Source organism: Perlucidibaca aquatica (genome assembly GCF_001676655.1).
GTDB classification, from domain to species: domain Bacteria; phylum Pseudomonadota; class Gammaproteobacteria; order Pseudomonadales; family Moraxellaceae; genus Perlucidibaca; species Perlucidibaca aquatica.
This window is the reverse complement of sequence record NZ_LZDB01000001.1, coordinates 323568-346492: the sequence shown is the minus strand read 5'-3', so window position 1 is coordinate 346492 and position 22925 is coordinate 323568. Positions and strand designations below refer to the sequence as shown.

At 57.2% G+C, this 22925-nt stretch carries 23 protein-coding genes; 11 read left to right on the top strand and 12 right to left on the bottom strand.

The window, feature by feature from the left end; all coding sequences use genetic code 11:
* From A8710_RS01725 to A8710_RS01710, 4 genes are read left to right on the top strand one after another with little or no spacing between them, the layout of a single operon-like run.
* The gene (locus A8710_RS01725; RefSeq protein ID WP_068857699.1) at positions 1 to 693 is read left to right on the top strand and encodes a TIGR04283 family arsenosugar biosynthesis glycosyltransferase; all 693 of its coding nucleotides are present in this window, start codon (positions 1 to 3) and stop codon (positions 691 to 693) included.
* Entirely contained in the window at positions 690 to 1319 is a 630-nt protein-coding gene (locus A8710_RS01720) for a TIGR04282 family arsenosugar biosynthesis glycosyltransferase (RefSeq protein WP_068857698.1), read from the top strand. Before A8710_RS01725 ends, A8710_RS01720 begins: the two co-directional genes overlap by 4 nt.
* Positions 1316 to 2041 carry a DUF3047 domain-containing protein gene (locus A8710_RS01715; RefSeq protein ID WP_068857697.1) on the top strand — a complete coding sequence of 242 codons (726 nt, stop codon included), beginning with the start codon at positions 1316 to 1318 and terminating at the stop codon, positions 2039 to 2041. The genes A8710_RS01720 and A8710_RS01715 overlap by 4 nt, the downstream gene beginning before the upstream one ends.
* A gap of 25 nt (positions 2042 to 2066) precedes the next feature.
* The gene (locus tag A8710_RS01710; RefSeq protein WP_068857696.1) at positions 2067 to 3110 is read left to right on the top strand and encodes a methyltransferase domain-containing protein; all 1044 of its coding nucleotides are present in this window, start codon (positions 2067 to 2069) and stop codon (positions 3108 to 3110) included.
* Positions 3111 to 3127: 17 nt separating this feature from the next.
* Here the strand turns inward: A8710_RS01710 and A8710_RS01705 are convergent, their stop codons facing one another.
* From A8710_RS01705 to A8710_RS01680, 6 genes are all read right to left on the bottom strand, one after another.
* The gene (locus tag A8710_RS01705; RefSeq protein ID WP_082968589.1) at positions 3128 to 4207 is read right to left on the bottom strand and encodes an AI-2E family transporter; all 1080 of its coding nucleotides are present in this window, start codon (positions 4205 to 4207) and stop codon (positions 3128 to 3130) included.
* A 108-nt stretch (positions 4208 to 4315) separates the two neighbouring features.
* Positions 4316 to 6133 carry an acyl-CoA dehydrogenase C-terminal domain-containing protein gene (locus A8710_RS01700; RefSeq protein WP_068857695.1) on the bottom strand — a complete coding sequence of 606 codons (1818 nt, stop codon included), beginning with the start codon at positions 6131 to 6133 and terminating at the stop codon, positions 4316 to 4318.
* 204 nt (positions 6134 to 6337) lie between these two features.
* On the bottom strand, positions 6338 to 8389 hold the full coding sequence (gene glyS, locus A8710_RS01695) for a glycine--tRNA ligase subunit beta (protein WP_068857694.1): 2052 nt from the start codon (positions 8387 to 8389) through the stop codon (positions 6338 to 6340).
* Complete coding sequence (gene glyQ, locus A8710_RS01690) at positions 8386 to 9354, bottom strand: glycine--tRNA ligase subunit alpha (protein WP_068857693.1); 969 nt, start codon at positions 9352 to 9354, stop codon at positions 8386 to 8388. The genes glyS and glyQ overlap by 4 nt, the downstream gene beginning before the upstream one ends.
* A 172-nt stretch (positions 9355 to 9526) precedes the next feature.
* On the bottom strand, positions 9527 to 10219 hold the full coding sequence (locus A8710_RS01685; RefSeq protein WP_068857692.1) for a hypothetical protein: 693 nt from the start codon (positions 10217 to 10219) through the stop codon (positions 9527 to 9529).
* A gap of 70 nt (positions 10220 to 10289) precedes the next feature.
* On the bottom strand, positions 10290 to 10640 hold the full coding sequence (locus tag A8710_RS01680) for a HopJ type III effector protein (protein WP_068857691.1): 351 nt from the start codon (positions 10638 to 10640) through the stop codon (positions 10290 to 10292).
* A gap of 146 nt (positions 10641 to 10786) precedes the next feature.
* Between A8710_RS01680 and A8710_RS01675 the strand changes: the two genes are divergently transcribed.
* The gene (locus A8710_RS01675) at positions 10787 to 11929 is read left to right on the top strand and encodes an acyl-CoA dehydrogenase family protein (protein WP_068857690.1); all 1143 of its coding nucleotides are present in this window, start codon (positions 10787 to 10789) and stop codon (positions 11927 to 11929) included.
* A 57-nt stretch (positions 11930 to 11986) separates the two neighbouring features.
* Here the strand turns inward: A8710_RS01675 and rsmB are convergent, their stop codons facing one another.
* From rsmB to def, 3 genes are read right to left on the bottom strand one after another with little or no spacing between them, the layout of a single operon-like run.
* Positions 11987 to 13315 (bottom strand): 16S rRNA (cytosine(967)-C(5))-methyltransferase RsmB, encoded by a 1329-nt coding sequence (gene rsmB / locus A8710_RS01670; RefSeq protein ID WP_068858128.1) that lies wholly within the window; start codon positions 13313 to 13315, stop codon positions 11987 to 11989.
* Positions 13316 to 13371: 56 nt separating this feature from the next.
* Complete coding sequence (gene fmt, locus A8710_RS01665) at positions 13372 to 14331, bottom strand: methionyl-tRNA formyltransferase (protein ID WP_068857689.1); 960 nt, start codon at positions 14329 to 14331, stop codon at positions 13372 to 13374.
* A 24-nt stretch (positions 14332 to 14355) separates the two neighbouring features.
* Positions 14356 to 14862: a peptide deformylase gene (def, locus tag A8710_RS01660; RefSeq protein WP_068857688.1), complete on the bottom strand. Its 507-nt coding sequence runs from the start codon at positions 14860 to 14862 to the stop codon at positions 14356 to 14358.
* Between the two features lie 147 nt (positions 14863 to 15009).
* On the opposite strand from def, the gene dprA reads away from it, so the two are divergent.
* From dprA to A8710_RS01630, 6 genes are read left to right on the top strand one after another with little or no spacing between them, the layout of a single operon-like run.
* Positions 15010 to 16167: a DNA-processing protein DprA gene (dprA, locus tag A8710_RS01655; RefSeq protein WP_068857687.1), complete on the top strand. Its 1158-nt coding sequence runs from the start codon at positions 15010 to 15012 to the stop codon at positions 16165 to 16167.
* A 52-nt stretch (positions 16168 to 16219) separates the two neighbouring features.
* Positions 16220 to 16789 carry an L-threonylcarbamoyladenylate synthase gene (locus A8710_RS01650; RefSeq protein WP_068857686.1) on the top strand — a complete coding sequence of 190 codons (570 nt, stop codon included), beginning with the start codon at positions 16220 to 16222 and terminating at the stop codon, positions 16787 to 16789.
* Between the two features lie 10 nt (positions 16790 to 16799).
* Positions 16800 to 17753: an oxygen-dependent coproporphyrinogen oxidase gene (gene hemF, locus A8710_RS01645; protein WP_068857685.1), complete on the top strand. Its 954-nt coding sequence runs from the start codon at positions 16800 to 16802 to the stop codon at positions 17751 to 17753.
* On the top strand, positions 17746 to 18573 hold the full coding sequence (aroE, locus tag A8710_RS01640) for a shikimate dehydrogenase (protein ID WP_068857684.1): 828 nt from the start codon (positions 17746 to 17748) through the stop codon (positions 18571 to 18573). Before hemF ends, aroE begins: the two co-directional genes overlap by 8 nt.
* Complete coding sequence (locus tag A8710_RS01635; RefSeq protein WP_094078660.1) at positions 18570 to 20615, top strand: M3 family metallopeptidase; 2046 nt, start codon at positions 18570 to 18572, stop codon at positions 20613 to 20615. The genes aroE and A8710_RS01635 overlap by 4 nt, the downstream gene beginning before the upstream one ends.
* Positions 20612 to 20812 carry a YheV family putative zinc ribbon protein gene (locus tag A8710_RS01630; RefSeq protein ID WP_068857682.1) on the top strand — a complete coding sequence of 67 codons (201 nt, stop codon included), beginning with the start codon at positions 20612 to 20614 and terminating at the stop codon, positions 20810 to 20812. The genes A8710_RS01635 and A8710_RS01630 overlap by 4 nt, the downstream gene beginning before the upstream one ends.
* On the opposite strand, the gene A8710_RS01625 is transcribed toward A8710_RS01630, so the two are convergent.
* Genes A8710_RS01625 through A8710_RS01615 form a run of 3 tightly spaced genes read right to left on the bottom strand, consistent with a single transcriptional unit; the run spans position 20802 to position 22892 of the window.
* Positions 20802 to 21593, bottom strand: a complete 792-nt coding sequence (locus A8710_RS01625; protein ID WP_068857681.1) for a metal ABC transporter permease — start codon at positions 21591 to 21593, stop codon at positions 20802 to 20804. The two genes, A8710_RS01630 and A8710_RS01625, sit on opposite strands and share 11 nt — an antisense overlap.
* On the bottom strand, positions 21586 to 22365 hold the full coding sequence (locus A8710_RS01620) for an ATP-binding cassette domain-containing protein (RefSeq protein WP_068857680.1): 780 nt from the start codon (positions 22363 to 22365) through the stop codon (positions 21586 to 21588). Before A8710_RS01620 ends, A8710_RS01625 begins: the two co-directional genes overlap by 8 nt.
* Complete coding sequence (locus tag A8710_RS01615; RefSeq protein WP_068858127.1) at positions 22362 to 22892, bottom strand: Fur family transcriptional regulator; 531 nt, start codon at positions 22890 to 22892, stop codon at positions 22362 to 22364. The genes A8710_RS01620 and A8710_RS01615 overlap by 4 nt, the downstream gene beginning before the upstream one ends.
* Between the last annotated feature and the right edge of the window lie 33 nt (positions 22893 to 22925).

The window sequence follows — 22925 nt, the reverse complement described above, 5'->3', positions numbered from 1 at the left end:
ATGAAAAGCGCTGGCGTGCCTTGGCTGAGTATTATTGTGCCGACACTAAACGAAGCATCGCAGTTGGCGCACACGTTGAGCCCTGTGCAGCCTTGGCGCAGACAAGGCGTTGAAGTCATTGTGGTGGACGGTGGCAGCCACGACGAAACGGTGGCTCTAGCGAGTGACTTGGCAGATAGCGTGCTGACCTCCGCTAAGGGGCGAGCCCGACAAATGAACCAGGGCGCAGTGCATGCGCGTGGCCCAACGTTTTTGTTTCTTCATGCCGATACTCGGCTCGACGACAGCGCGCTCAGTGCATTAAAGCAGTTGCTTACAGACAAGCCTGAGGCCTGGGGGCATTTTGATGTGCGTATTGAGGGTCGATCAGCCCTATTTCCAATCATCGCGTGGTTTATCAACAGGCGCTCACGTTGGAGCCAAGTATCGACCGGAGATCAGGCCCAGTTTTTTTCTCGCGACCTGTTCTACCGCGTCGGGAAGTTTCCGTTGCAGCCCTTGATGGAAGACGTGGAAATTTGCCTGCGCGCCAAAAAGCTCGCTAAACCCGTGTGTATGCAGCAAAGCGTCACCACATCGGGGCGGCGCTGGGAGCGCTTTGGCGTCTGGCGAACCATCTGGTTGATGTGGAGCCTGCGCTATCGCTACTGGCGCGGCGTTCCAGCCAGCGTGTTGGCAAAGGCTTATCGATGAAAATTGCACTAGCCATCGTGGCGAAAGCACCCTTGCCCGGACTCGCCAAAACGCGTCTAGCACGTACGGTGGGCGACGAGGCCGCTGCTGCGGTGGCAGAACAACTCCTGCGTCATACGCTGCAGACGGCAGTGAGCACAGGCCTAACGGTAACGCTTTATGGCACGCCCACGCAGCATCCCTTGCTGCGTGAGTTAACTGAGCAGGCCGGAGTGCATCTTCGCGATCAGGTTGAGGGGGATTTAGGCGACCGACTCGCTGTACTGGTAAAGCAGGAGCTCTGTCAGCATGACGGCGTGCTAGTGATCGGCAGTGATTGCCCAGCGCTCACTTCAGAACGGTTGCAACTCGCGGCGCAACAGTTGCGCCATCACGATGCCGTGATTTACCCGGCACTGGATGGTGGCTACACCCTGATGGGTCTAAAGCACTGCCAGCCAGGTTTTTTCCACGAGATGCCGTGGAGTACAGCGGAGGTGTTGCCCGTCACTTTAGGCCGAATGCAGCGCTTAGGCTGGAAGGTCTGGCAAGGCCCCGCCCTAGCCGATATTGATAGCTACGAAGACCTTATCTATCTCCCTCAAGACTGGCCGCGCCCTAGAGCGCTTGTGGAGCAAACAGGATGATGACGAGCCTCACTAGGCTGATACTGGCAGCGGCATTGATCTGCCCGCCCCTCGCCCACGCGAGCTTTAAGGCCGGCGCGGATGGATTGCCCGAAGGCTGGAAGCTCTTTCGTATCAACGAAAAAGTAGCGGCCACGCAGTTCAAGCTATTGGCCGAGCCAGAATCCGCCGTATTGCATGCGGTGGCCAATAACAGCATGGCCGGTGTCATTCGTAAGCAGCGCGTTGATCTCGACAAGACCCCCCTGCTCTGTTGGCGATGGAAGGTGAAAGTCAGCGTGGCGAAAGCGGACCTAAGCACCAAGGCGGGCGATGACTATGCCGCGCGTCTATATGTTTTCTACGATGTGCCGGCGAGTCAGCTGGCCTTTTCCGATCGCGTGAAAATCAAATTAGCCAAGTCACTTTACGGCGCTGAAATTCCCACGGCGGCGTTGAACTACGTGTGGGACAACAAATACGCCATCGGCACGATGCGTGCTAACGCCTACACCGACCGCACCCGCCTCATTGTTTTGCAGTCCGGCAACAGCAAGGCCGGGCAATGGCAAACCGAAGTCCGCAATGTAAAACAGGACTACGTAGCCGCATTTGGCAGCCCTGCGCCGGATGTAGTGGGGCTGGCCATTGCGACGGACACCGATAACACGAAAAGCACCGCCGAGGCTTGGTATCAAGAGCCGCGTTTTGTGGCGAGCGCAGATCAGTGCAGTTCGAATTAAGGTTTAAGAGAAAGGAAAATTAGCGATGCATGAACTGGTTCAAGACTATTACGGCAAGCAGCTACAAAGCACGGCCGACTTAAAGACCTCAGCGTGTTGCGACGCCTCGTCCATGCCTGCGTGGCTGAAGCCACTGCTGTCTAACGTGCATGATGAAGTGATGATGCGCTATTACGGCTGCGGACTGGTTTGCCCACCCAAGCTGCAAGGTTGCCAAATCCTCGATTTGGGCTCCGGCTCCGGGCGGGATGTGTATGTTCTGGCGCAAATGGCTGGCCCCAGCGGACATGTGCTTGGAGTAGACATGACCCGCGAACAACTCGACGTCGCGACCAGCACCTTGGATTGGCATGCCGAGCGCTTTGGCTACGCGAATGTGAGCTTTAAAGAGGGATTTATTGAGCGTCTAGATGCGCTGGGCCTAGAGGATGAGCGCTTTGACGTGATTGTTTCCAACTGCGTGATCAACTTGTCGCCAGACAAAGACGCGGTGTTACGCGAGGCCTATCGCCTGTTGAAAACCGGGGGTGAGCTCTACTTCTCAGACATCTATGCAGATCGCCGTGTGCCTGCTGAGATGGTCGCGGATCCGCTGCTTTACGGGGAATGCTTGAGCGGTGCGCTGTATTGGAACGACTTCTTGAGCCTGGCCAAAAAGCATGGATTTGCCGACCCCCGCTTAGTAGAAGATCTGCCCATTGAAATTACCGATCCAGCGCTGAAGGCCAAGTGCGGTAACGTCAAATTTTACTCGGCGACCTACCGCTTATTTAAGCTGCCTGAATTAGAGCCGGATTGTGAAGAGTACGGTCAGGCGGTGATTTATCACGGCACAGTACCGGAATGTCCGGATGTGTTTGTGCTTGATAAGCACCACAGCATTGAAACGGGGAAAGTCTTCTCTGTTTGTGGCAACACGTGGCGCATGCTGCACGACACTCGTTTCCGTGAGCATTTCACGTTTATCGGCGACTTCAGTCGGCACTATGGGATTTTCGAAGGTTGCGGTAAGTCATTACCGTATGACAGCAGCACCGCTGCATCCAACGCAGGCGGCGCTTGCTGTTAAGCCATGTCTGAGCCTCGTCAGTCGGTTTTCGTATCGACTGGCGGGGACAGCACGGGTTGCGCCAACCATTCCTGCCAAATCGCCACCACAACAGCCAAAATCACCGGGCCCAGAAACAGCCCGATCATGCCGAAACTGGCCAGGCCGCCAAGCACACCAAACATCACCAGCAAGAATGAGATATGCGTGGCGTTAGAGATCACTAACGGACGCACAATATTGTCGATCCAGCTCACCACAAACACGCCCCAAAGTACCAAGCCCAAGGCCTCAAAGGTTTGACCGTTGGCGAATAGCCACAGCGCCACGCCGCCCCACGCAAACGGGGTGCCGAACGGTACAAGGGCAATCACGAAAGTGACGAGGGTCAGAAACACAGGGTTGGGTGCGCCAGCCACGGCATAGCCAATACCGGCCAAAGTGCACTGACCTAAAGCGGTTAAGACAATGCCAAACACCACGGCGCGCGTCATATTGCCGGCGGCCAGTAAGTAACGCTCCCCTTGCTTCTGCGTCATGTGCGCTAAGGCTTGGCGTAATTGCCCCAATACCGCTGGGCCATCGCGGAAAAAGAAGAACAGCGCAAATAAGGTGAAGGTGAACTTTGCTAAGTTTCGGCCAATACCACCAGCGACCAGTCCAAACTGGGCAAAGCCCATGTTGAGCACACTCTGCAAGCTGCCGCGCATGGCCGCGGGATCTTCGTGCGCGACACTCCATAAACGCGTTAACTCGTTTGCTAACGCGGGGAAATGCAGTTGTAGAAAAGGCGGAATGGGCAGCGTATCGCGAGCGATAAACTCCGCCGCAAGGCCATAGAGCGTGCGCAGCTCGCTTTGCAACACCACTAGCAACCAAGCCAGAGGGCCGATCAATGTGGCGGCCAGAATAAACGTCATCACCGCTGCCGTTAAATTAACGCGTCCACCGAAAAGGCTTAATAGGCGCGTTCGAAGAGGCCAAGTCACAAAGGCCAGGATGGCGGCCCAGGCAACGGGAATGAGAAACGGACTGAGAATGGCGTAGGTGAGGTAGGTTAAGGCACTCAGGCCCAACAACAGCGGCAAACGCGCCCACAAGGAAGACTCGCGCAACATAATCAGCTCCTAATTAAGCTTGGATGCTAGCACTGCGATGCGGGCAAGGGTGAAAACAAAAAGCCCCCGTTGCAGGCAACGAGGGCTTTCGGTTCACATCACTCAGGCTTAGCCGAAGTTGAAGTGCTCAGCATCCATCTGCATGACCGACTTGGTCGGCTTCAGCATGCTGTCGGCATGGCCCTTGGCACGTGGCAGCAGGCGTTCGAAGTAGAACTCAGCGGTTTGTACCTTGGCACGGTAGAACGCGGGCTCTTCATTGCCGCCCTTCTCGAGCTTCTCGAAAGCCACTGCGGCCATTTTCGCCCAGAAGTAAGCGAGCATGGCGTAGCCCGAGTACATCAGGAAGTCATTAGCGGCGGTGCCAACGAGGTCACGGTCTTTGCGTGCTTGCAGCATGATGCGCACGGTCAGGTAGTTCCATTGCGTGGCGATCTTGGTCAGCTCCCAAACATAGGGACGCATTTCCTTGTTGCCTACGTGGTCACGGCAGAACTTGGCGATGTCCGCGGTGAAGTCGCGCACAGCCTTGCCCTTAGACGACAACAGCACTTTACGACCGAGCAGGTCGAGCGCTTGGATGCCTGTGGTGCCTTCATACAGCGTGGCAATACGGGCATCACGGGCAACCTGTTCCATGCCGTGTTCTTGGATGTAGCCGTGGCCACCGAAGACTTGCATGCCGAGGTTGGCTGCTTCTAGGCCGAGTTCGGTCAACACACCCTTGAGAATAGGAGTGTAGAAGCCGAGCTTGTCATCCCAGAAGTCGTAGGTTTCTTTGTCGCCGTTGGTGATGCCTACGGCCATGTTGTCGGCGAGCTGTGCGGCGAAATAAATCATGGCACGACCGCCTTCAGCGATAGCTTTCTGAGTCAACAACATGCGACGAACGTCGCCGTGGTGAATCAAAGCGTCTGCGGGCTGGTTAGGCTCTTTCTTGCCGGACAGGGCGCGCATGGAACGACGCTCTTTGGCATAAGGCAATGCGCCTTGGAAAGACTGCTCAGCATGTGCAACACCTTGTACTGCAGTACCGATACGAGCGGTGTTCATGAACGTGAACATGCACTCCAGGCCCTTGTTGGCTGGGCCAATCAGGTAGGCCGAAGCGCCGTCGAAGTTCAATACACAGGTGGCGTTAGCGTGAATGCCCATCTTGTGCTCAATCGAGCCGGCCTTCACCGGGTTGCGCTCACCGAGGCTGCCGTCAGCATTTACGTTGAACTTTGGCACGATGAACAAGGAGATACCGCGAGTACCCGCAGGCGCATCCGGTAAGCGAGCCAGAACGATGTGAACGATGTTTTCCGACAGATCATGCTCACCGGCAGAGATGAAAATCTTTGTGCCGTAGAGCTTATAGCTGCCATCAGCCTGAGCTTCGGCCTTAGTTTTTACCTGACCCAAGTCAGTACCGCACTGTGGCTCGGTTAAGCACATGGTGCCTAACCAACGGCCTTCCACCAGTGGTGGCATGTAAACAGCTTTCTGTTCTTCTGTGCCGTGCAGCATGATGGTGTTCATGCAGCCCAGCGACAGGCCAGGGTACATGGTGAACGACCAGTTGGCCGTACCCATCATTTCTGCCTTGAGCAGCGCCAAGGACATGGGCAGGCCTTGGCCGCCGAATTCGGTTGGGTAGTTCAGACCCTGCCAGCCGCCAGCAACATACTGGTCGTAGGCTTCTTTGAAGCCCTTTGGCGTGGTGACAACACCGTCTTCAAAGTGGCAGCCTTCTTGGTCGCCGGACTGGTTGATGGGCGCGAGCACTTCTTCACAGTACTTGGCACACTCATCCAGAATGGCATCGATCAGATCTGGCGTAGCATCTTCGCCACCGGGCAGGTTGGCGTAATGCGTTGGGTAGTCGAACACTTCGTTCATCAAGAAGCGTACGTCGCGTAAGGGGGCCTTATAAGCTGGCATGGTCTATCACCTGAGAGGTTTGTCGATAACGGTGTGATTAAACTGAATTGTAAGCAAATGTGCATTGGCACAAAGCGATGAAAGACGCGGCAATTCGGTAAATTGGACAAAAATGGCGTTTTGTACAACTAAAACGCCAATTATCAGATGACTGGTTGCCCTAGCCTCCATCATCGCGACAGAGGTTAGGGCAACCCGCGTTCACTAAGACAGTTGCGAAATATCGGCGACGCGCAGGAACAGCGCACGCAACCAAGACAGCAGGCGTAAACGGTTGGCACGTACAGCGGGATCGTCCGCCATCACCATGACTTCTGTGAAGAAGCGATCCACCGGCTCACGCAAGCTCGCCAATGCGGTAAGTGCAGCAGCGTAATCACCGGCGGCATACAGTGGCGCTACCTGAGCAGACAGGGCTTTTACGGCAACAGCCAGATCTCGCTCAGCGCCATTCTGCAAAAGCGCATCCTGAATCTCGCCTGCAGAGGCAGCTTCTTTGGCTAAAATATTGGAGACGCGCTTATTCGCAGCGGCTAGCGCCGTAGCGGCGGGTAAGGTGCGGAAGGCCGCAACAGCTTTCACGCGACGGTCAAAATCTCGCGCCACGGTGGGGCGACAGGCTTGTACGGCCTGAATCACATCCACCGAGATGCCCTGCTCTTCATACATGGCGCGATAACGGGCAAGCAAGAAGTCGAAAACATCTGCGGCTGTCGTGCTCACGCTGAGCGCTCTGCCGTGTCCGTCGCTGGCAAGCTGAACCAGCTTTTCTAGATCAATGGCAAGCTCGCCCTCAATCAAAATACGCAGCACGCCTAAGGCGGCACGACGCAGCGCGAACGGGTCTTTCGAGCCGGTAGGCGGTTGGCCGATGCCAAAAATGCCGGTCAGCGTATCGAGTTTGTCTGCTAGGGCAACGGCTTGACCGGTTTTAACCGTGGGCAACACATCACCGGAAAAGCGCGGCAGGTATTGCTCGTTCAGGGCCAATGCGACTTCGCTAGGCAGGCCTTCATGGCGTGCGTAGTGATATCCGGCAATACCCTGAAGCTCAGGAAACTCACTCACCATCTCAGAGGCCAAGTCAGACTTACAGAGCAGGCCAGCGAGTCGGGCCTGCTCCACATCTCCGCCGATTTGCGCAGCAATTTGTGCGGCCAGTGCCGAGACACGCTCCGCCTTGGCGTAAACCGTGCCGAGCTGGGCTTGGAAGACGACATTTTTCAGGCGCTCATTGCGCTCGGCGAGGGTGATCTTTTTGTCTTGATTGAAAAAGAACTCTGCATCGGTGAGGCGTGGTCGTACCACCTTCTCATTGCCCGCCACAATTTTCTCCGGCGAGGGCGAGTCGATGTTGGCCACCGTAATAAAGCGCGCTAAGAGCTGGCCCTGCTGATTGATCAAGCAGAAATACTTTTGATTGTCCTGCATGGTGGAGATCAGAGCTTCTTGCGGTACGGCTAAGAAGCGTTGCTCAAACGAGCACACCAACGGAACCGGCCATTCAACCAGCGCAGTGACTTCATCCAACAGGCTGGCGGGCATGAGGGCAATGCCGCCCTCCGCAGCTGCTAAAGCATTAACGCGCTGCTCGATTAAGCTGCGGCGCTCAGCGAAATCCGCCACAACATGGGCGCCGCGCATTGCGTCACGATAGTCCTGCGCGTGTTTCAGCGCAACGGCCTGGGGGTGATGAAAGCGATGGCCGAAGCTGGTGCGTCCACTGTGGATATCGAGCAATTTAGCGGGTACTACGTCGGTGCCGTAGAGCATGACCAGCCAATGCATGGGTCTAACGAATTCCACACGGCTCGCGCCCCAGCGCATGCGTTTGGCCACCGGCAAGGTTTTCAAGGCATGGTCGAAAATGCTGGGCAGTAAGTCGATGGCGGCTTCGCCTTTGACTTCGCGAACGTAACGGAGTTTTTCACCGCTACGATCCACTTGGCTAATGTCGATGCCATTTTTCTTGGCAAAGCCTAGGGCGGCCTGCGTCGGCTGGCCATCGGCCGAAAACGCAGCTTTCACCGGGGGGCCATCAACAGCAATCGTGCGATCCGGTTGCTGCGCGATCAACTGAGTGATGTAGATGGCGAGTCGGCGCGGCGCGGCAAAAAACGTGACGCCAGCGTGGGCAAGCCCGGCTTTTGCTAGACCCTCAGTGACGCTGTCCTGTAAGGCCGTTGCCAGCGTTAGCAGTGATTTCGGTGGCAGTTCTTCGCCACCAATTTCAAACAGAAAATCTTGCGCGCTCATGCTTGCGCCTCCTTCTGAGCGGCCGATGCAGCCAACTGAGCTAAAACTTCATCGCGCAAGGCGGGTGTGGCCAGTGGGAAACCGAGTGCCGCACGGGCATCTAAATAGCTTTGTGCGATAGCGCGAGCCAAGGTGCGAACACGGAGGATGTAGCGCTGGCGCTCGGTCACCGATATCGCCCGACGGGCATCAAGCAAGTTAAAGGTGTGCGAGGCTTTCAAGACAAATTCATAGGCCGGCAGAGGAAGCTTCAACGCCATAATGCGATTGGACTCGGCTTCAAATAAATCAAACAGCTTAAAGAGCTCCGGCACATTGGCGTGCTCGAAGTTATAGGTCGATTGCTCCACTTCGTTTTGATGGAAGACGTCGCCGTAGGTCACTTTACCGAAGGGTCCATCTGTCCAGACCAAATCGTAAACCGAGTCGACGCCTTGCAGGTACATCGCCAAACGCTCAAGGCCGTAGGTGATTTCGCCGGTGACGGGGTAGCACTCAATGCCGCCTACTTGCTGGAAATACGTGAACTGAGTGACTTCCATGCCATTCAGCCAAACCTCCCAGCCCAGACCCCAGGCGCCCAGCGTAGGCGATTCCCAGTTGTCTTCAACGAAGCGAATGTCATGCACCGTGGGGTCCACGCCAATGCGACGTAAGGACTCCAAATACAGCTCTTGGATGTTGCTGGGGTTAGGTTTTAACACCACCTGAAACTGATAGTAGTGCTGCAGGCGGTTGGGGTTCTCACCGTAACGGCCATCCGCAGGACGACGAGAAGGCTGAACATAAGCAGCATTCCACGTTTCAGGGCCGAGGGCGCGCAGAAACGTCGCCGTGTGAAACGTGCCCGCACCCATTTCCATGTCATAGGGTTGCAGCAGTACGCAGCCTTGTTCGGCCCAAAAACTCTGCAGAGCCAAAATCAAACCTTGAAAGGTTTGGATGGGTTGTGATGTTTCACTCATGTTGTTAACCCTAAGCCGCCAGCTCTGGCTAGCATCCGCTGAGGCGCGGACACGTCTGCCAGCGCTTTAAAATTGAACGCTGGAGTATAGCTGAGCCTTAACATGAAAAAAGCCAGCAAAAGCTGGCTTCTTTCAAAACAAGTGTTCGCCGCGTAAGCGCCGCGATACCCGATTAGATGCTGGAAACGTCCAGCACAACGCGAGTCTTGCTGTCTAAGCGAACAACGCGGTCGCCGACCTTAACCAGTTCAGTGCCCTTGGGCTGCGCGCTCAGCTCTTTCACGAGGCTGGCATCGATTGCAGTAGCCTTGGTGGCGAGTTTGGCGTCTAGCTTAGCGCCAATCACGAGCTGCTTTTCATAGCCCTTAGGCAGGTCATTGCTGTTGGCACTGGCACCGAAAATAGCACCGAAGGCTTTGTTCGTGGCTTTGCTCACGCCAAAGTGCTTGCCCAAGGCAACGCGGTCTTTCAGCGAGATTTTCTGTTCAGCGGTTTGCTTGTAGCCGGCAACAGTGGCTTGAGTCGTGCCCATGCGAGCGGCGGCGTCTGCTTGTGCCTTTTCGGCAGCCGCTTTCGCTTCGGTTGTAGCAGCGGCGCTAGCGGTTTTGGCAGCTTCAGCGCTGGACTTGCCGCTGACCATGGCGCCTACACCTGCAGAAATTGCTGCATCACGGGAACTGGCAGCGGCTTTTGCAGCGGCCTCTTTGCTGGCCTTGAGGTCAAGTGCAGTATTCGCGGAAGCACCCGCATTGACGTTAACACCGGGTACAGAAACAGCCGCATTGGCCTGAACGTCTGCGGCTTGGGCAGTGGCGGCGAAAGAGGTTGCGAGAACGGCGGCAGTAATAAGGGAAATACGGGTCATGTGAGTCATCCTTTGATAAAAACTAAGTGGCGATGAAAACGCGCCTTATGTGTGGCGGTTTACGCAGCAATCAAACTTTTCTGCTTAAGGGCTCTGCGTCAAACACTATACCGCTCCAGCCATGGCGCTGGAACTGGCGGATATTGGCATGACTGCTCCCCTGTGGGTCGTTTAAGACATCGCGTAAATGCCGGCCAAAAAGGCAGAGCGTGTCTTCAGGGCTAAGTTGCTCGAGCATCCCGAGAGCGAACACGCGACACGCACCTTCGTTCTGCCCGGCGGCATTCGACACCGCGTGAGCATCCAGACCATTTTTGAAGGCGCTGGGTTGATACACATAATGTTCAGCAATAAAGGCCAGCGTATCTTCAAAGTCTAAAGTCTCGGCGCGTAAGCCGGTCAGTAATTCAGCCAATGTCATGGTGATGTCTCTGCGTAGGGTCGGTGTATTGCCGATAGCACGCGATGCCACCGGCTAAAATTGGATGACATTTGTTCTATCGGTTAAGACAGTCTCTGTCATAAAATACGATTTTACCCGCACATACGCTTATAAGAGGGATATCCATGTCTATTGATCACGCCGAACTCGAACTTTTCCGCGATAACGTCAAGCGCTTTCTCGAAAACGAAATTGCCCCTCACTATGTTCAGTGGGAAAAAGACAGTTGGATGCCTCGCGAATTCTGGAACAAGCTCGGTGAGAATGGCCTGCTCTGCGTTGACCAGCCGGAGCAATACGGTGGCGTAGGCGTGCCATTCCAATACTCCATGGTGATCCTCAACGAAATGGCCAAGTTGGGCCTGGCTTCGCTGGCCACCGGCGTCAGCGTGCATTCCGATATTTGCGCGCCGTACGTAGAGCATCTGGGTACACAAGCCATTAAAGACTATTGGTTGCCGCGCATGGCGTCCGGTGAGGCCGTATGTGCCATTGGTATGTCGGAGCCGGGCGCAGGCTCGGACTTGGCCGCAATCCGCACCACCGCTGTTCGTGATGGCGATCACTATGTGGTGAATGGCTCCAAGACGTTTATTTCCAACGGCCAACATGCCGACATCGTGGTTATGGCAGTGAAAACCGATCCCGCCAGTGGCGCAAAAGGTGTGTCTTTGCTGCTGATGGATACCAGCCTGCCCGGCTTCAATAAGGGTAAGAAATTGGAAAAGATGGGCCTGCATTCGCAAGACACCTCTGAGTTGTTCATGGATAACGTTCGCGTACCCGTCGACTGCCTGCTGGGTCAGGAAGGCAAGGGTTTTGCTTACATGATGAATGAGCTGCCACGTGAGCGTTTGAACATTGCCGTGATTGCGGTTGCCGCATCAGAAGGCACGCTGGAAGAAACCATCAAGTACGTTCAAGAGCGCAAAGCGTTCGGCAAACCTTTGGCTCAGCTCCAGAACACCCGTTTCACGCTGGCCACCTGCAAGACCGATATTCTGGCTGCCCGTGCCTTTGTTGATAACTGTGTTGATCTGCACGCTGAAGGCAAGTTGGACATCCCAACCGGTGCGGCCGTTAAGCTCTACACCACTGAGCTGCAAGGTCGCGTCGCCGACGCTTGCTTACAGATGCACGGTGGCTATGGCTACATGTTGGAGTACGGTGTTGCCCGTGCTTACGTAGATGCGCGAATTCAGCGCATCTACGGTGGCGCCAGCGAGATCATGAAGGAAGTGGTAGCGCGCGAGATTCTGGGCCGCTAATCCGCAGTTGTGATGCATAAAAAACCGGGCTCGTTAGCCCGGTTTTTTTATGGCGACTTAGCGCTGTGGCACTTTCATCAGCATGGCGAAATAAAAGCCGTCGTAACCATCGGGCTCGGGCAGTAGCTGCCGACCTTGCGGACGCCATTGGCCCGGCATGTCGCCACCTGGCAGTTGCAGCGGAATGCATTGCGCATCGGGCGTGCGTGCGAGGAAGCCGATGATCTGATCTTCGTTTTCGGCCTTGAGCAATGAGCAGGTGGCATACAGCAAACGACCACCCGGCTTCAGCGTGAGCCAAAGTCGTTGCAGCAGCTCGGCCTGAATGGCCACGGTTTGCGCAATATCAGTGGAGCGACGCAGCAGCTTGATGTCTGGGTGACGACGAATCACGCCCGTGGCGCTGCAGGGGGCATCGAGCAGAATGGCATCGAATTTTTCGCCATCCCACCAGCTGTCCAGATCAGCTGCTTCAGCGCAGGCTACGCGAATATTCACGCCGGATGTTGGGTGGTCGGTTGCAAAGCCAGCACGCGCTAAGTTCTCTTCCACCCGCACCAGACGCTGCGGGTCATTGTCGAGCGCGATTAGGCTATGCAGGGCCGGCTGAATTTCCAGCAGGTGCGCGGTTTTTCCGCCGGGTGCCGCACAGGCATCCAGGACACGCTCACCGGCCGCCGGCGCGAGAAAGCAGGCTGCGAGTTGGGCGGCTTCGTCTTGAACGGACAAATCGCCACTGGCCAGACCCGGAAGGCTATGGATGGGCACGGGTTCGGTTAGGCGCAAACCATCTGGCGAGAAATGCGTTGCCACGACGGGCAAGCCATCATCCACCAGATGTGCGAGCGCTGCCTCGCGGGTTTGACGACCCCGGTGCACACGCAGCGTGGTCGAGGCTGGGCTGTTGTTGGCGGCGATGATGTTGTCCATCTGTGCCGGCCAGTCTTTTTCCAGCGCGCGTAGCAGCCAGGCTGGGTGGGCATGGGTCATCAGCTTGGCGGCATGCACCAGCTCCGCTTCGCGACGCTGAAGGTTACGCAAAACGCCATTAATAAAGCCAGTGAGCTTATCCATGCCCAGTTGCCGGGCAGCTTCCACGGTTTCAGCCAGCGCAGCGTGATCCGGAATGCGCATGCCCAATAACTGGTGAGCGCCAAGCAGCAACAGCGCCTCAACCGTATGATCTTTGGTGGCGCGCTCGAGCAGCGGTTTAATCAGCGTGCGGTAATAAATGGCGTGGCGAGCGGTGCCCTGAACCAATTCTTGCAGCAAGCCCACATCTTCGCTGCGGCAGGCTTTCTGCGCCGGCGGCAAGGTGCTGCTCAACGAGCGCTCACCCGCGAGCGTCGGCGCTAAAGCTTGAGCGGCAAGCGCACGTACGCCCAATGAGCGCGGTTTAGCAGGAGCACGCGAGCGTGTGTTGGAGTAGTGACGCGGAGCGGTCATGAGCCAAAGCCTTTGCCGGGCTGTAAAGCGGCCGGTCGAGAGTTAAGTAGCAAGGATGCCGACATGGCTTTGCCACCCGCCATCTGTAAAGTATCGATGAGTAATACGGTGCCCTGGCCTGCAGCCACCGCCAATCCGGTTTTGTCGGCGCGCAAAATCATGCCGGGCGGGGCTGTGGTGGTTTCTTCTTTGCTCGCATGCGCCAACCAAATGCGCACGGTTTGACCCGCTAAGGTGCTGTGCGCGACGGGGACGGCGTTGAACGCCCGCGTGCGCCGAGCAATGTCTTGTGCCGGTAGCTGCCAATCAATCAGGGCTTCTTCCTTGCTGAGCTTAGCAGCGTAGGTCGCCAATGATGCATCTTGCGATTCCGCCGTTAGTGGCTCGCCATCGCGCAGGGCATCGGCTACAGCAAGTAAAGCATCGCCACCCAGCAGGGCCAAGCGATCATGCAGGCTGGCGCCGGTATCGCTGGAGGAAATCGGGCAAATGGCTTTGTAGAGCATGTTGCCCGTGTCTAGGCCGGCGTCCATTTGCATAATGGTAATGCCCGTTTCGCGATCACCCGCAAGGATAGCGCGCTGAATGGGCGCCGCCCCACGCCAGCGGGGTAGCAAAGAGGCATGAACATTGATGCAGCCCAAGCGCGGTGTGTCTAGCACGCGCTGCGGCAAAATCAGACCATACGCCGCAACAACCATTAGGTCGGCCTGCCACTCGGCCAGCTCCGCTTGCGCATCGGTATCTTTCAGCGAGCTGGGCTGGCGCACCGGTAAGTCATGGTCCAGCGCGAGCTGCTTTACGGGGCTGGCTTTTAGCTCACGGCCGCGACCGGCGGGGCGATCGGGCTGGGTGTAAACCGCCACAACCTCATGCTGGCCTTGCAGCAGCGCTCGCAGACTTTCGGCAGCGAAATCAGGCGTACCGGCGAAGATGATACGTAAGGAACTATCCAAAGCGATAAACCTGCTGGGAGATGCTCAAGCGTTGGCTCGATGCAGTTTCTCAAGTTTAGTTTTGATGCGATTGCGCTTTAACGACGACAAATAGTCGACAAACAATTTGCCATCTAAGTGGTCGACTTCATGCTGAATGCAAACCGACAGCAGGCCATCGGCCTCTAATGTAAAGGGCTTGCCTTGAAGGTCCTGCGCCGTGACACGAATGACGTCGGTGCGCTCAACCGTTTCGTAAAATCCGGGCACGGATAAACAGCCTTCATCGTAGGTTTTGGTTTCGGCACTGACTTTTTCAATCTGTGGATTAATCAGAATCTGCGGCGCCGACTGATCTTCGCTTAAATCCAACACCAGCATACGAATGTGGTGATTGACTTGTGACGCGGCCAGCCCAATGCCGGGCGCTGCGTACATGGTTTCCAGCATGTCTTTAGCCAGTTGCGCCAGCGCGTCATCAAATACGGTAACGGGCTTAGCCACCGTGCGTAAGCGTGTATCGGGAAACTCTAAGATGGGGAGCAGTGCCATTATTTTCCTCCGGCTGCTAGCGAAAACCGCGAACCGGTACTAGACCTATAGCAGGGCCATTTTGGCCGTTGACCACATTATAGCCATGGATGCCTCTGCCCGCTAACGCAGCGCAAGGGTTTCGTTGTGTCACAGGAGGTGACGGGTATGGAAGCTGCGGATGAAATCGCGCTGTATTTGTTGGTAGAGCAGCAGCCTGGCGCGTATCGAAAACTTGTGTCGGAGTTCGGATCAGCGGCCTTGGCATTGGCAGCCAGTGCACGGGCTTGGCGAGCGCTGGGCATAAACCCTAAGCACTGTGATGCTCGTGCTGCCTGGCCTCAGGGCATGGCTTGCGAAGCTATACGCCATCAGTGGCGCAAGAGTTTGAGCTGGTTAGAAGGTGAGCATCGCGGTGTGTGGCTGGATTCCGAGCGCAATCAGTTGCCTGAAGTCGCTTGGCCAAGGGCTTTTGCCGAAGTGCCTAAACGTCCTCCCCTGTTGTTCTGGCAGGGTGATGAAACAGTAATGGGCCTGCCACAAATTGCCGTGGTCGGCAGCCGCGCAGCCACGCGCACAGGATTGGCGACCGCACAGGCTATTGCCGCTGAGCTCGCACAAACAGGCTTGGTGGTAACCAGTGGTCTAGCCAGCGGCATCGATGGAGCCGCCCACGCTGGGGCACTGTCGGTACAAGGAAAAACCATCGCCGTGTTGGGCTGCGGCTTGGATCGCGTGTATCCAGCACGACATCAATCGCTTGCCGAGCGCATCACGGAAAGTGGCTTGTTGGTGTCTGAGTTTGCGCCCGGCAGTGCGCCCGAGCCGTGGTGCTTCCCACGGCGTAATGAAGTGATTGCGCTCTTGAGTATGGGTGTTGCAGTGATTGAGGCGGGACCGGCGAGTGGGTCCTTCATTACGGCGCAGGCAGCGAATCAGCTCAGTCGCTGTGTATGGGCAGTCCCAGGCCCTATCACCAGTTTGCAGTCGCGCGGTTGTCATCGGCTCATTCGTGACGAGCAGGCTCGTTTGGTCGAGTCTGCGCAAGACATCTTGCAAGATGCCCTGCCCGTTCTGCGCGACTGGTATGGGCATGCGCCAGAGCAGATTCAGCCTAAGTCACTAACGGGCAGCGTCAAACCGCCTGCGCCCAGTACCTTTGGCCAGCAAATACTGGCGGCAATGGAGTGGCAGGTCATGACGGTCGATAGCCTAATGGCTGAATCCGCTCAGCCTGCCGATCACGTCCTAATGGCACTCGGGGAATTAGAGATGATGGGTTGGATTGCGGCTGTACCCGGGGGATATCAGCGTTTGGCCTCCTGACCATCTTTACACTGCGTGATAGACTGAAAACGTCCTTATTAAACGGTGAATTATGGTCAGCTCGCCTTCAGCTATTCATCTTCAACAAGCCGTTAATGCCGTCCGCGCAGGCGGTGTTATTGCGTATGCCACGGAAGCCGTATGGGGTTTGGGGTGTGACCCGTGGAGCGCCGAGGCGGTCGCGAAAATATGGCAAATTAAACGTCGTGACCCAGGCAAGGGCCTCATTTTAATTGCTTCTCAATGGCAGCACGTAGCGCCGTTGCTCTCTCAGCTCAGTGCTGAACAGCTAAAGCACTTGCAGGCCAGTTGGCCGGGCCCGGTGACCTGGTTGGTGCCGGTTTCGGATAGCTTTCCGGTCTGGCTGAGAGGTAAGCATGAATCAGTGGCTCTGCGGGTGAGTGCACACCCTGGCGTGAAAGCCCTGTGTGATCAATTTGGCGGCCCGCTGGTGTCTACCAGTGCCAATCGTGCAGGCGCTCCGGCTGCCCGCAGCTTGTTTGATGTGCGTCAAAGACTCGGCGCCGAACTGGATTATATTTTGCCGAGCACCACCGGCAAGTTGGCGCGCCCCACTGAAATTCGAGACTTAGCCACCCTGCGGGTTATTCGTGCAGGCTGAAGGAACGTAAATGAACGCCACACATATTGAGGCTGTAAAAAGCTACTTGATGGAATTGCAGGATCGTATTTGTGCTGCGTTAGCCGAGGTAGATGGCGGAGCTTTTCGTGAGGACACGTGGCTTCGTGCAGAAGGCGGTGGTGGCCGCAGTCGCGTGCTCGAAAACGGCGCAGTCATTGAGAAGGGTGGCGTAAATTTTTCACACGTCATGGGTGAAAAAATGCCCGCCTCTGCCACAGCGCATCGGCCGGAATTGGCGGGTCGTAGCTTTCAAGCGATGGGCGTGTCATTGGTGATTCATCCACGCAATCCGTTTGTGCCGACCTCGCATGCCAATGTGCGATTTTTTATTGCCGAAGCTGAGGGCCAGGAACCGGTCTGGTGGTTCGGTGGCGGTTTCGATTTAACGCCGTATTACGGCAATGACAGTGATTGCCAACATTGGCATGAAACGGCCGCCATGGCGTGTCAGCCGTTTGGCGAAGATGTTTACCCGCGTTTAAAGCAATGGTGCGATGAGTACTTCTACATCAAGCACCGGCAGGAGCCGCGCGGTGTGGGCGGACTCTTTTTTGATGATTGGCAGCGCGGCGGGTTCGACTCCGCGTTTGCTTTTATGCGTAGCATCGGCGACGCCTACGTGCCCGCTTACCTGCCCATTTTGAAACGTTGCAAAGACCAGCCCTATGGTGAGCGCGAGCGCGAGTTTCAGCTCATTCGTCGCGGTCGCTATGTGGAGTTCAATTTGGTGTATGACCGTGGCACCTTATTCGGCCTGCAAACTGGTGGTCGTACAGAGTCTATTTTGATGTCGTTGCCGTCGGCAGTGAGCTGGCGTTATGACTGGCAGCCTGAGCCGGACTCGGCGGAAGCCATGCTGTATTCACGTTATTTGAAGCCGCGCCCGTGGTGGCCAGCCATTGGATTGGCATTGGATGGCTCAGAGGCCAATGCCCATGACTGATCGTTATGTCGTCATCGGTCACCCGATTGCCCACAGTAAATCGCCCGCGATCCATCAGGCCTTCGCTGCGCAGACGGGGCAGGATCTTCGTTATGACACTCTTTTGTCGCCGTTAGATGACTTCGCTGGCACATGGCAGGCCTTTCGTGCGGCAGGTGGTCGCGGTGCGAATGTCACGGTGCCATTTAAAGAAGAAGCGTGGGCGCTGTGTCAGCAGTTGAGTCATCGCGCAAGGTTGGCGGGCGCGGTCAACACCCTGAGTGTGACGGCAACGGGCGAGCTGTTGGGTGATAACACCGATGGCCTGGGTTTAGTTCAAGATATCTGTGTCAATGCTGGCTGGCCCTTAGCGAATAAACGCGTCCTGCTGTTGGGCGCGGGCGGCGCGGCGCGTGGCGTTATTCAGCCATTGCTGGCAGCGGGCGTTTCGATGTTGTGGGTCGCCAATCGCAGTGTGGAAAAGGCACAGACACTGGCCGCACTATTTGCTCAAGAAGGTGCTGTGCAGGCCCTCGCCCTCAGGGATTTATCGCAAGTACATGAGCCGGTGGATGTCATTATTAACGCCACCAGTGCCAGTTTGCACGGCGAGCGATTAGCGTTGCCCAGCTCGCTGGTTCATGCCGACACCGTGGCCTACGACATGATGTATGGTCGTGACACGGCATTTTTACAGTGGGCGCGAGAGCACGGTGTGCAGCACCGCCGCGATGGCCTCGGCATGTTGGTTGAGCAAGCGGCGGAAGCATTTTTTATTTGGCGAGGCATAAGGCCTCATACCCAAGAGATTTTACGGGCGTTGCGTCTGGAGCTGAAATGAATATGTTGTTGAATCCACCGCTGCTTCCGGTCTTTGCCGGGCTCACACCAGACTTGGTTGAGCCGGCATTAGATCAGCTATTAGCAGCGCATCGCGAGGCGATTGTGACGTTGGCAGATCAGGCCGCACCGACGTGGCAGTCGCTGGCGGTGCCGCTCGAAGCCTTAGACGACAAGCTCAATGCAGCGTGGTCGCCGGTATCGCAGCTTAATGCGGTGATGAACAGCGAGGCCTGGCGCGAGGCTTACAATGCCTGCATCCCCAAGCTTTCAGCTTTTGCAACCGAAGTCGGTCAGAACGAAACTTTGTTCCGTGCCTGGCAGGCCTTGCACGACGCTCCTGCGTTCGCTGAGCTTACGGTAGCCCAGCAGCGCGCAGTGAAGAATGCCCTGCGTGATTTCCGCATGAGTGGCATTGGTCTGCCAGCAGAGAAAAAACAGCGCTTTGCTGAGGTCACCGAAGCTCTATCGCGCCTGACCGCTAAGTTTGCCGATCAGGTATTGGATGCCACGCAGGCGTGGTCACTGAATGTCACAGAGGCCGAGCAGTTAGCCGGTCTGCCCGACAATGCGATGGCCCTGCTGCAATCCTTGGCGGAAGCTGCCGGCGAATCCGGCTGGCGCGTGACCTTAGACATGCCTAGCTATATCGCGGTGATGACGCATGCCCGCAACCGCGAGCTGCGCGAGCAGGTTTATACTGCCTATGCTACCCGAGCCTCCGAGCAAGGCCCGCATGCCGGCCAGTTTGATAACGGCCCGTTGATCACAGAGATTCTGGCCTTGCGTCAGGAGCAGGCGGAGCTGCTTGGCTTTGCCCATTACGCCGCGCTCTCGCTGGAGCCGAAAATGGCGGAATCGGTCGAGCAAGTGCTGGCCTTCCTACACGATCTGGCTGTGAAGGCAAAGCCCGGCGCTGAGCGTGATCTCGCGCAGTTGCGTGAATTTGCCCGCAGCGAGCTGGATATTACCGATCTGCAACCCTGGGACATGACCTACGCCAGCGACCAGCTCAAGCAACAGCGCTACGCCCTATCGCAAGAAGATTTGAAACCCTATTTCCCCGCGCCAAAAGTGATAGACGGTCTGTTTGCTGTGGCGCAGCGTCTGTTCGGCATCAACATCGTGCCGGCCCCGGAGCTGGAGAGCTATCACGCCGATGTCAGCACCTGGGCGCTGGTCGAGCATGGCGAAGTGCGTGCCTATTTCTATCTCGACCTTTATGCCCGTGCACACAAGCGTGGCGGTGCGTGGATGGCCGATGCTCGTGTCCGTCGCCGTCACGCCGATGGTACGCTGCAAAAGCCTATCGCCTTCCTCACCGGCAACTTCAATCCGCCCGTTGCCGGTCGCCCGGCCCTGCTCAGCCACGATGAAGTCACCACGCTGTTCCACGAATTCGGCCACGGCATCCATCACATGCTCACGGAAGTCGAAGTTGCGGCTGTGTCCGGCATCAACGGCGTGGCCTGGGATGCCGTCGAGCTGCCCAGCCAGTTCATGGAAAATTGGTGCTGGACGCCGGAAGGTCTGGCGCTGATCTCCAGCCATGTCGACACCGGCGAGCCCTTGCCGCAGCTCCTGCTCGACCGCCTGTTTGCCGCGCGCAACTTCCAGTCCGGCCTGATGACGCTACGCCAGCTCGAATTCTCGATCTTCGATCTGGAAATTCATCGTCAGCCCGGCATTGATTTCAGCGGCATGCTGCGCGTGCTGGAGCAGGTACGCGATATCACCAGCGTGCTGCGTCCGCCGCAGTGGAATCGTTTCCCGTGCAGCTTCACGCACATTTTTGCCGGCGGTTATGCGGCGGGCTATTACAGCTACAAATGGGCGGAAGTACTGTCGGCGGACGCCTTCTCTGCTTTTGAAGCAGAAGGCGTGTTTAATGCTGACACTGGTCGTCGCTTCCGTCAGGCCATTCTCGCGCAAGGCGGCAGCCGACCGGCGGCCGAGCTATTCCGCGAGTTCATGGGGCGTGATCCGTCCGCCGAGGCGCTGCTTCGTCACACCGGGCTGAGCGAAGCCGTGGAGGCCGCATGAGCATTCGCAAGCTCTTTATTGCCGGGGCTAAATGCCCTGGCTGCGAGCTCGAAGACAAACTTCAGCTCTGCACTGAGGACGGTCGCGAGTGGATTCAGTGCGTGCGCTGCGGATATACCGACACGCGCCCGCTCACCGTCACCATGAAGGAGCCGGATGAGCCGGATACGAATGGGGTTGTGCGCTTTACGCCCTGAGCCGTTGCCAAATCATCAGCACTAACAAAGCGCACAGGGCGGCCAGTACGATGGATGGTGCTAAAGGCAGGTGCGCGGGCATGCCCAGCCCAATCCCTACGGCGACGCTGAACATGCCGATGGCGCTGGCACGCAGGGCCATGGCGCCGGGGCTGCGGGCAATAAAGCGCGCTGCCGCCGCCGGAATCACTAGTAGTGCACTGATCAGCAACACACCCATGACCTTCGCCCCAGCGGCCACTACGCCCGCTAGCAGCAGCATGAGTAGAGGTCGCAGACGTTGCACCGGCCAGCCGTCGACTTGTGCCGTATCTTCATGGATGGCCAGTGCCACCAAGCCGGACCAATAGCGTGCCAAGATCAACATGACCAGCAGCAAGCCAGCAGCGATCGCCAGCAGCTGGTTGCCGGTTAAGTTGAGCAAGTTGCCGAACAGATAATCTTCCAGACTGTGACCGTGGCCATCGTCGCCGACTGCGGCAGTGAGCACGAGTGCCAGGCTGAGGCCGGCATAGGCCATGATCGCCAGCCAGGTATCGGCACCGTGCTCGGGCAAGGTCATCAGTCGGCTTAGTAGCAACGCCACCAGCAAACATACCGCCGTCACAGCAAGACCGATCGGCAGATCCAGCATCAGCGCTATGGCCACACCGAGCAGCGAGGCATGCGCTAGGCTATCGCCAAAATAGGCCATACGACGCCAGAGCAGGAGTGAGCCTAAGGGGCCCGCCGCCGCCGCCGTTAATAAGCCCCCAAGCAAGGGCCAGAGCCAATCAGTCATGTTGGCAGCTCTCGTTGCAGCGCGTGGCGTCGCCATGCAGGGTGTGATGGTGGTCGTGGTGGTGCGTATAAATCGCAAGGTCGCGACTTTCTCTCACGCCAAACAGGCGCTGGTATTCCGGATGACGGCTCACGGCTTCGGGGTGACCGGTACAGCAAACATGGCCATTCAGGCAAAGCACGCGATCGGTGGCGGCCATGACCACATGCAGGTCATGCGAAACCATGAGCACGCCGCAGTGATAGCGATCGCGCAGCGAGGCAATCAGCGCATAAAGCTCGGCCTGACCCGCCAGATCCACTCCTTGCACCGGCTCATCAAGCACCAGCAGATCGGGCTGACGCAACAGAGCTCGCGCCAGTAGCACGCGCTGCAACTCACCCCCGGACAGACTTTGCGCGGGCAGCCGCAGCAGATGCTCGGCGCCCACCTCGGCCAGAGCGGAGAGCATGAGTGGCTGGCTAAACGGCTTTCCTAGCGCTGCCGGCAACGCCAGAAAGTCGGCCACGGTCATGGGCAGATACGGATTTAACTTCAGCGTTTGTGGCAAATAACCCACGCGCAGATTCGGCGCTATCCAGCGTTGGCCGCCGCTGGGCTTGAGCAGGCCAAGCGCGATGCGGATCAGGCAGGATTTGCCAGCGCCATTAGGACCAATGATGGTAAGAATTTCGCCCCGGTGCAGCTTCAAATCAACGCCATCCAGCACCGTACGGCCTTCATGCTGCCAACGTATTTTGTTCAGGTCCAGCAGGAGGTTGCCTACACTCATGACGATTTGGCCTGGCAGTGATGGCAGATACCACTGAGCTCTAATGCGGATTGCAGCACAGTAAACCCAGCGGCCTCTGTAGAGACGTTGAGTGCCGATTGCAATGCGGGGTTATGCGTGATTTCTTCGGTATTGCCGCAGTGCTGACAAATCAGAAAATAGCCGGCATGGGCATCGCCCGGATGGGAGCAGCCGAGAAAGGCATTGAGGCTGGCGAGGCGATGAATCAGGCGATTTTCCAGCAGAAAGTCGAGCGCACGGTAGATCGTCGGCGGAGCCGGCTTGTGGCCTTCCTGCGTGAGCTGATCAAGCAGCTCGTAGGCGCCCAGCGGCTTGTGGCTGACCCAGATCAGCTCCAGCACGCGTCGGCGCAGCGGTGTCAGGCGAGCTCCGTTGGCTTCGCAGACGGCATCGGCTTGAGCCAGCGCGCTGCGGATGCATTGTGCATGGTCGTGGCCGAGCAAGGGCCGACGGCTGAGCGCGGCGGCATCGGGCGATAAGGGCGTAACACGCGTGAGGCGAGCCATGGCGACCTGGAAATGAGTGGCGGACCGCACCCG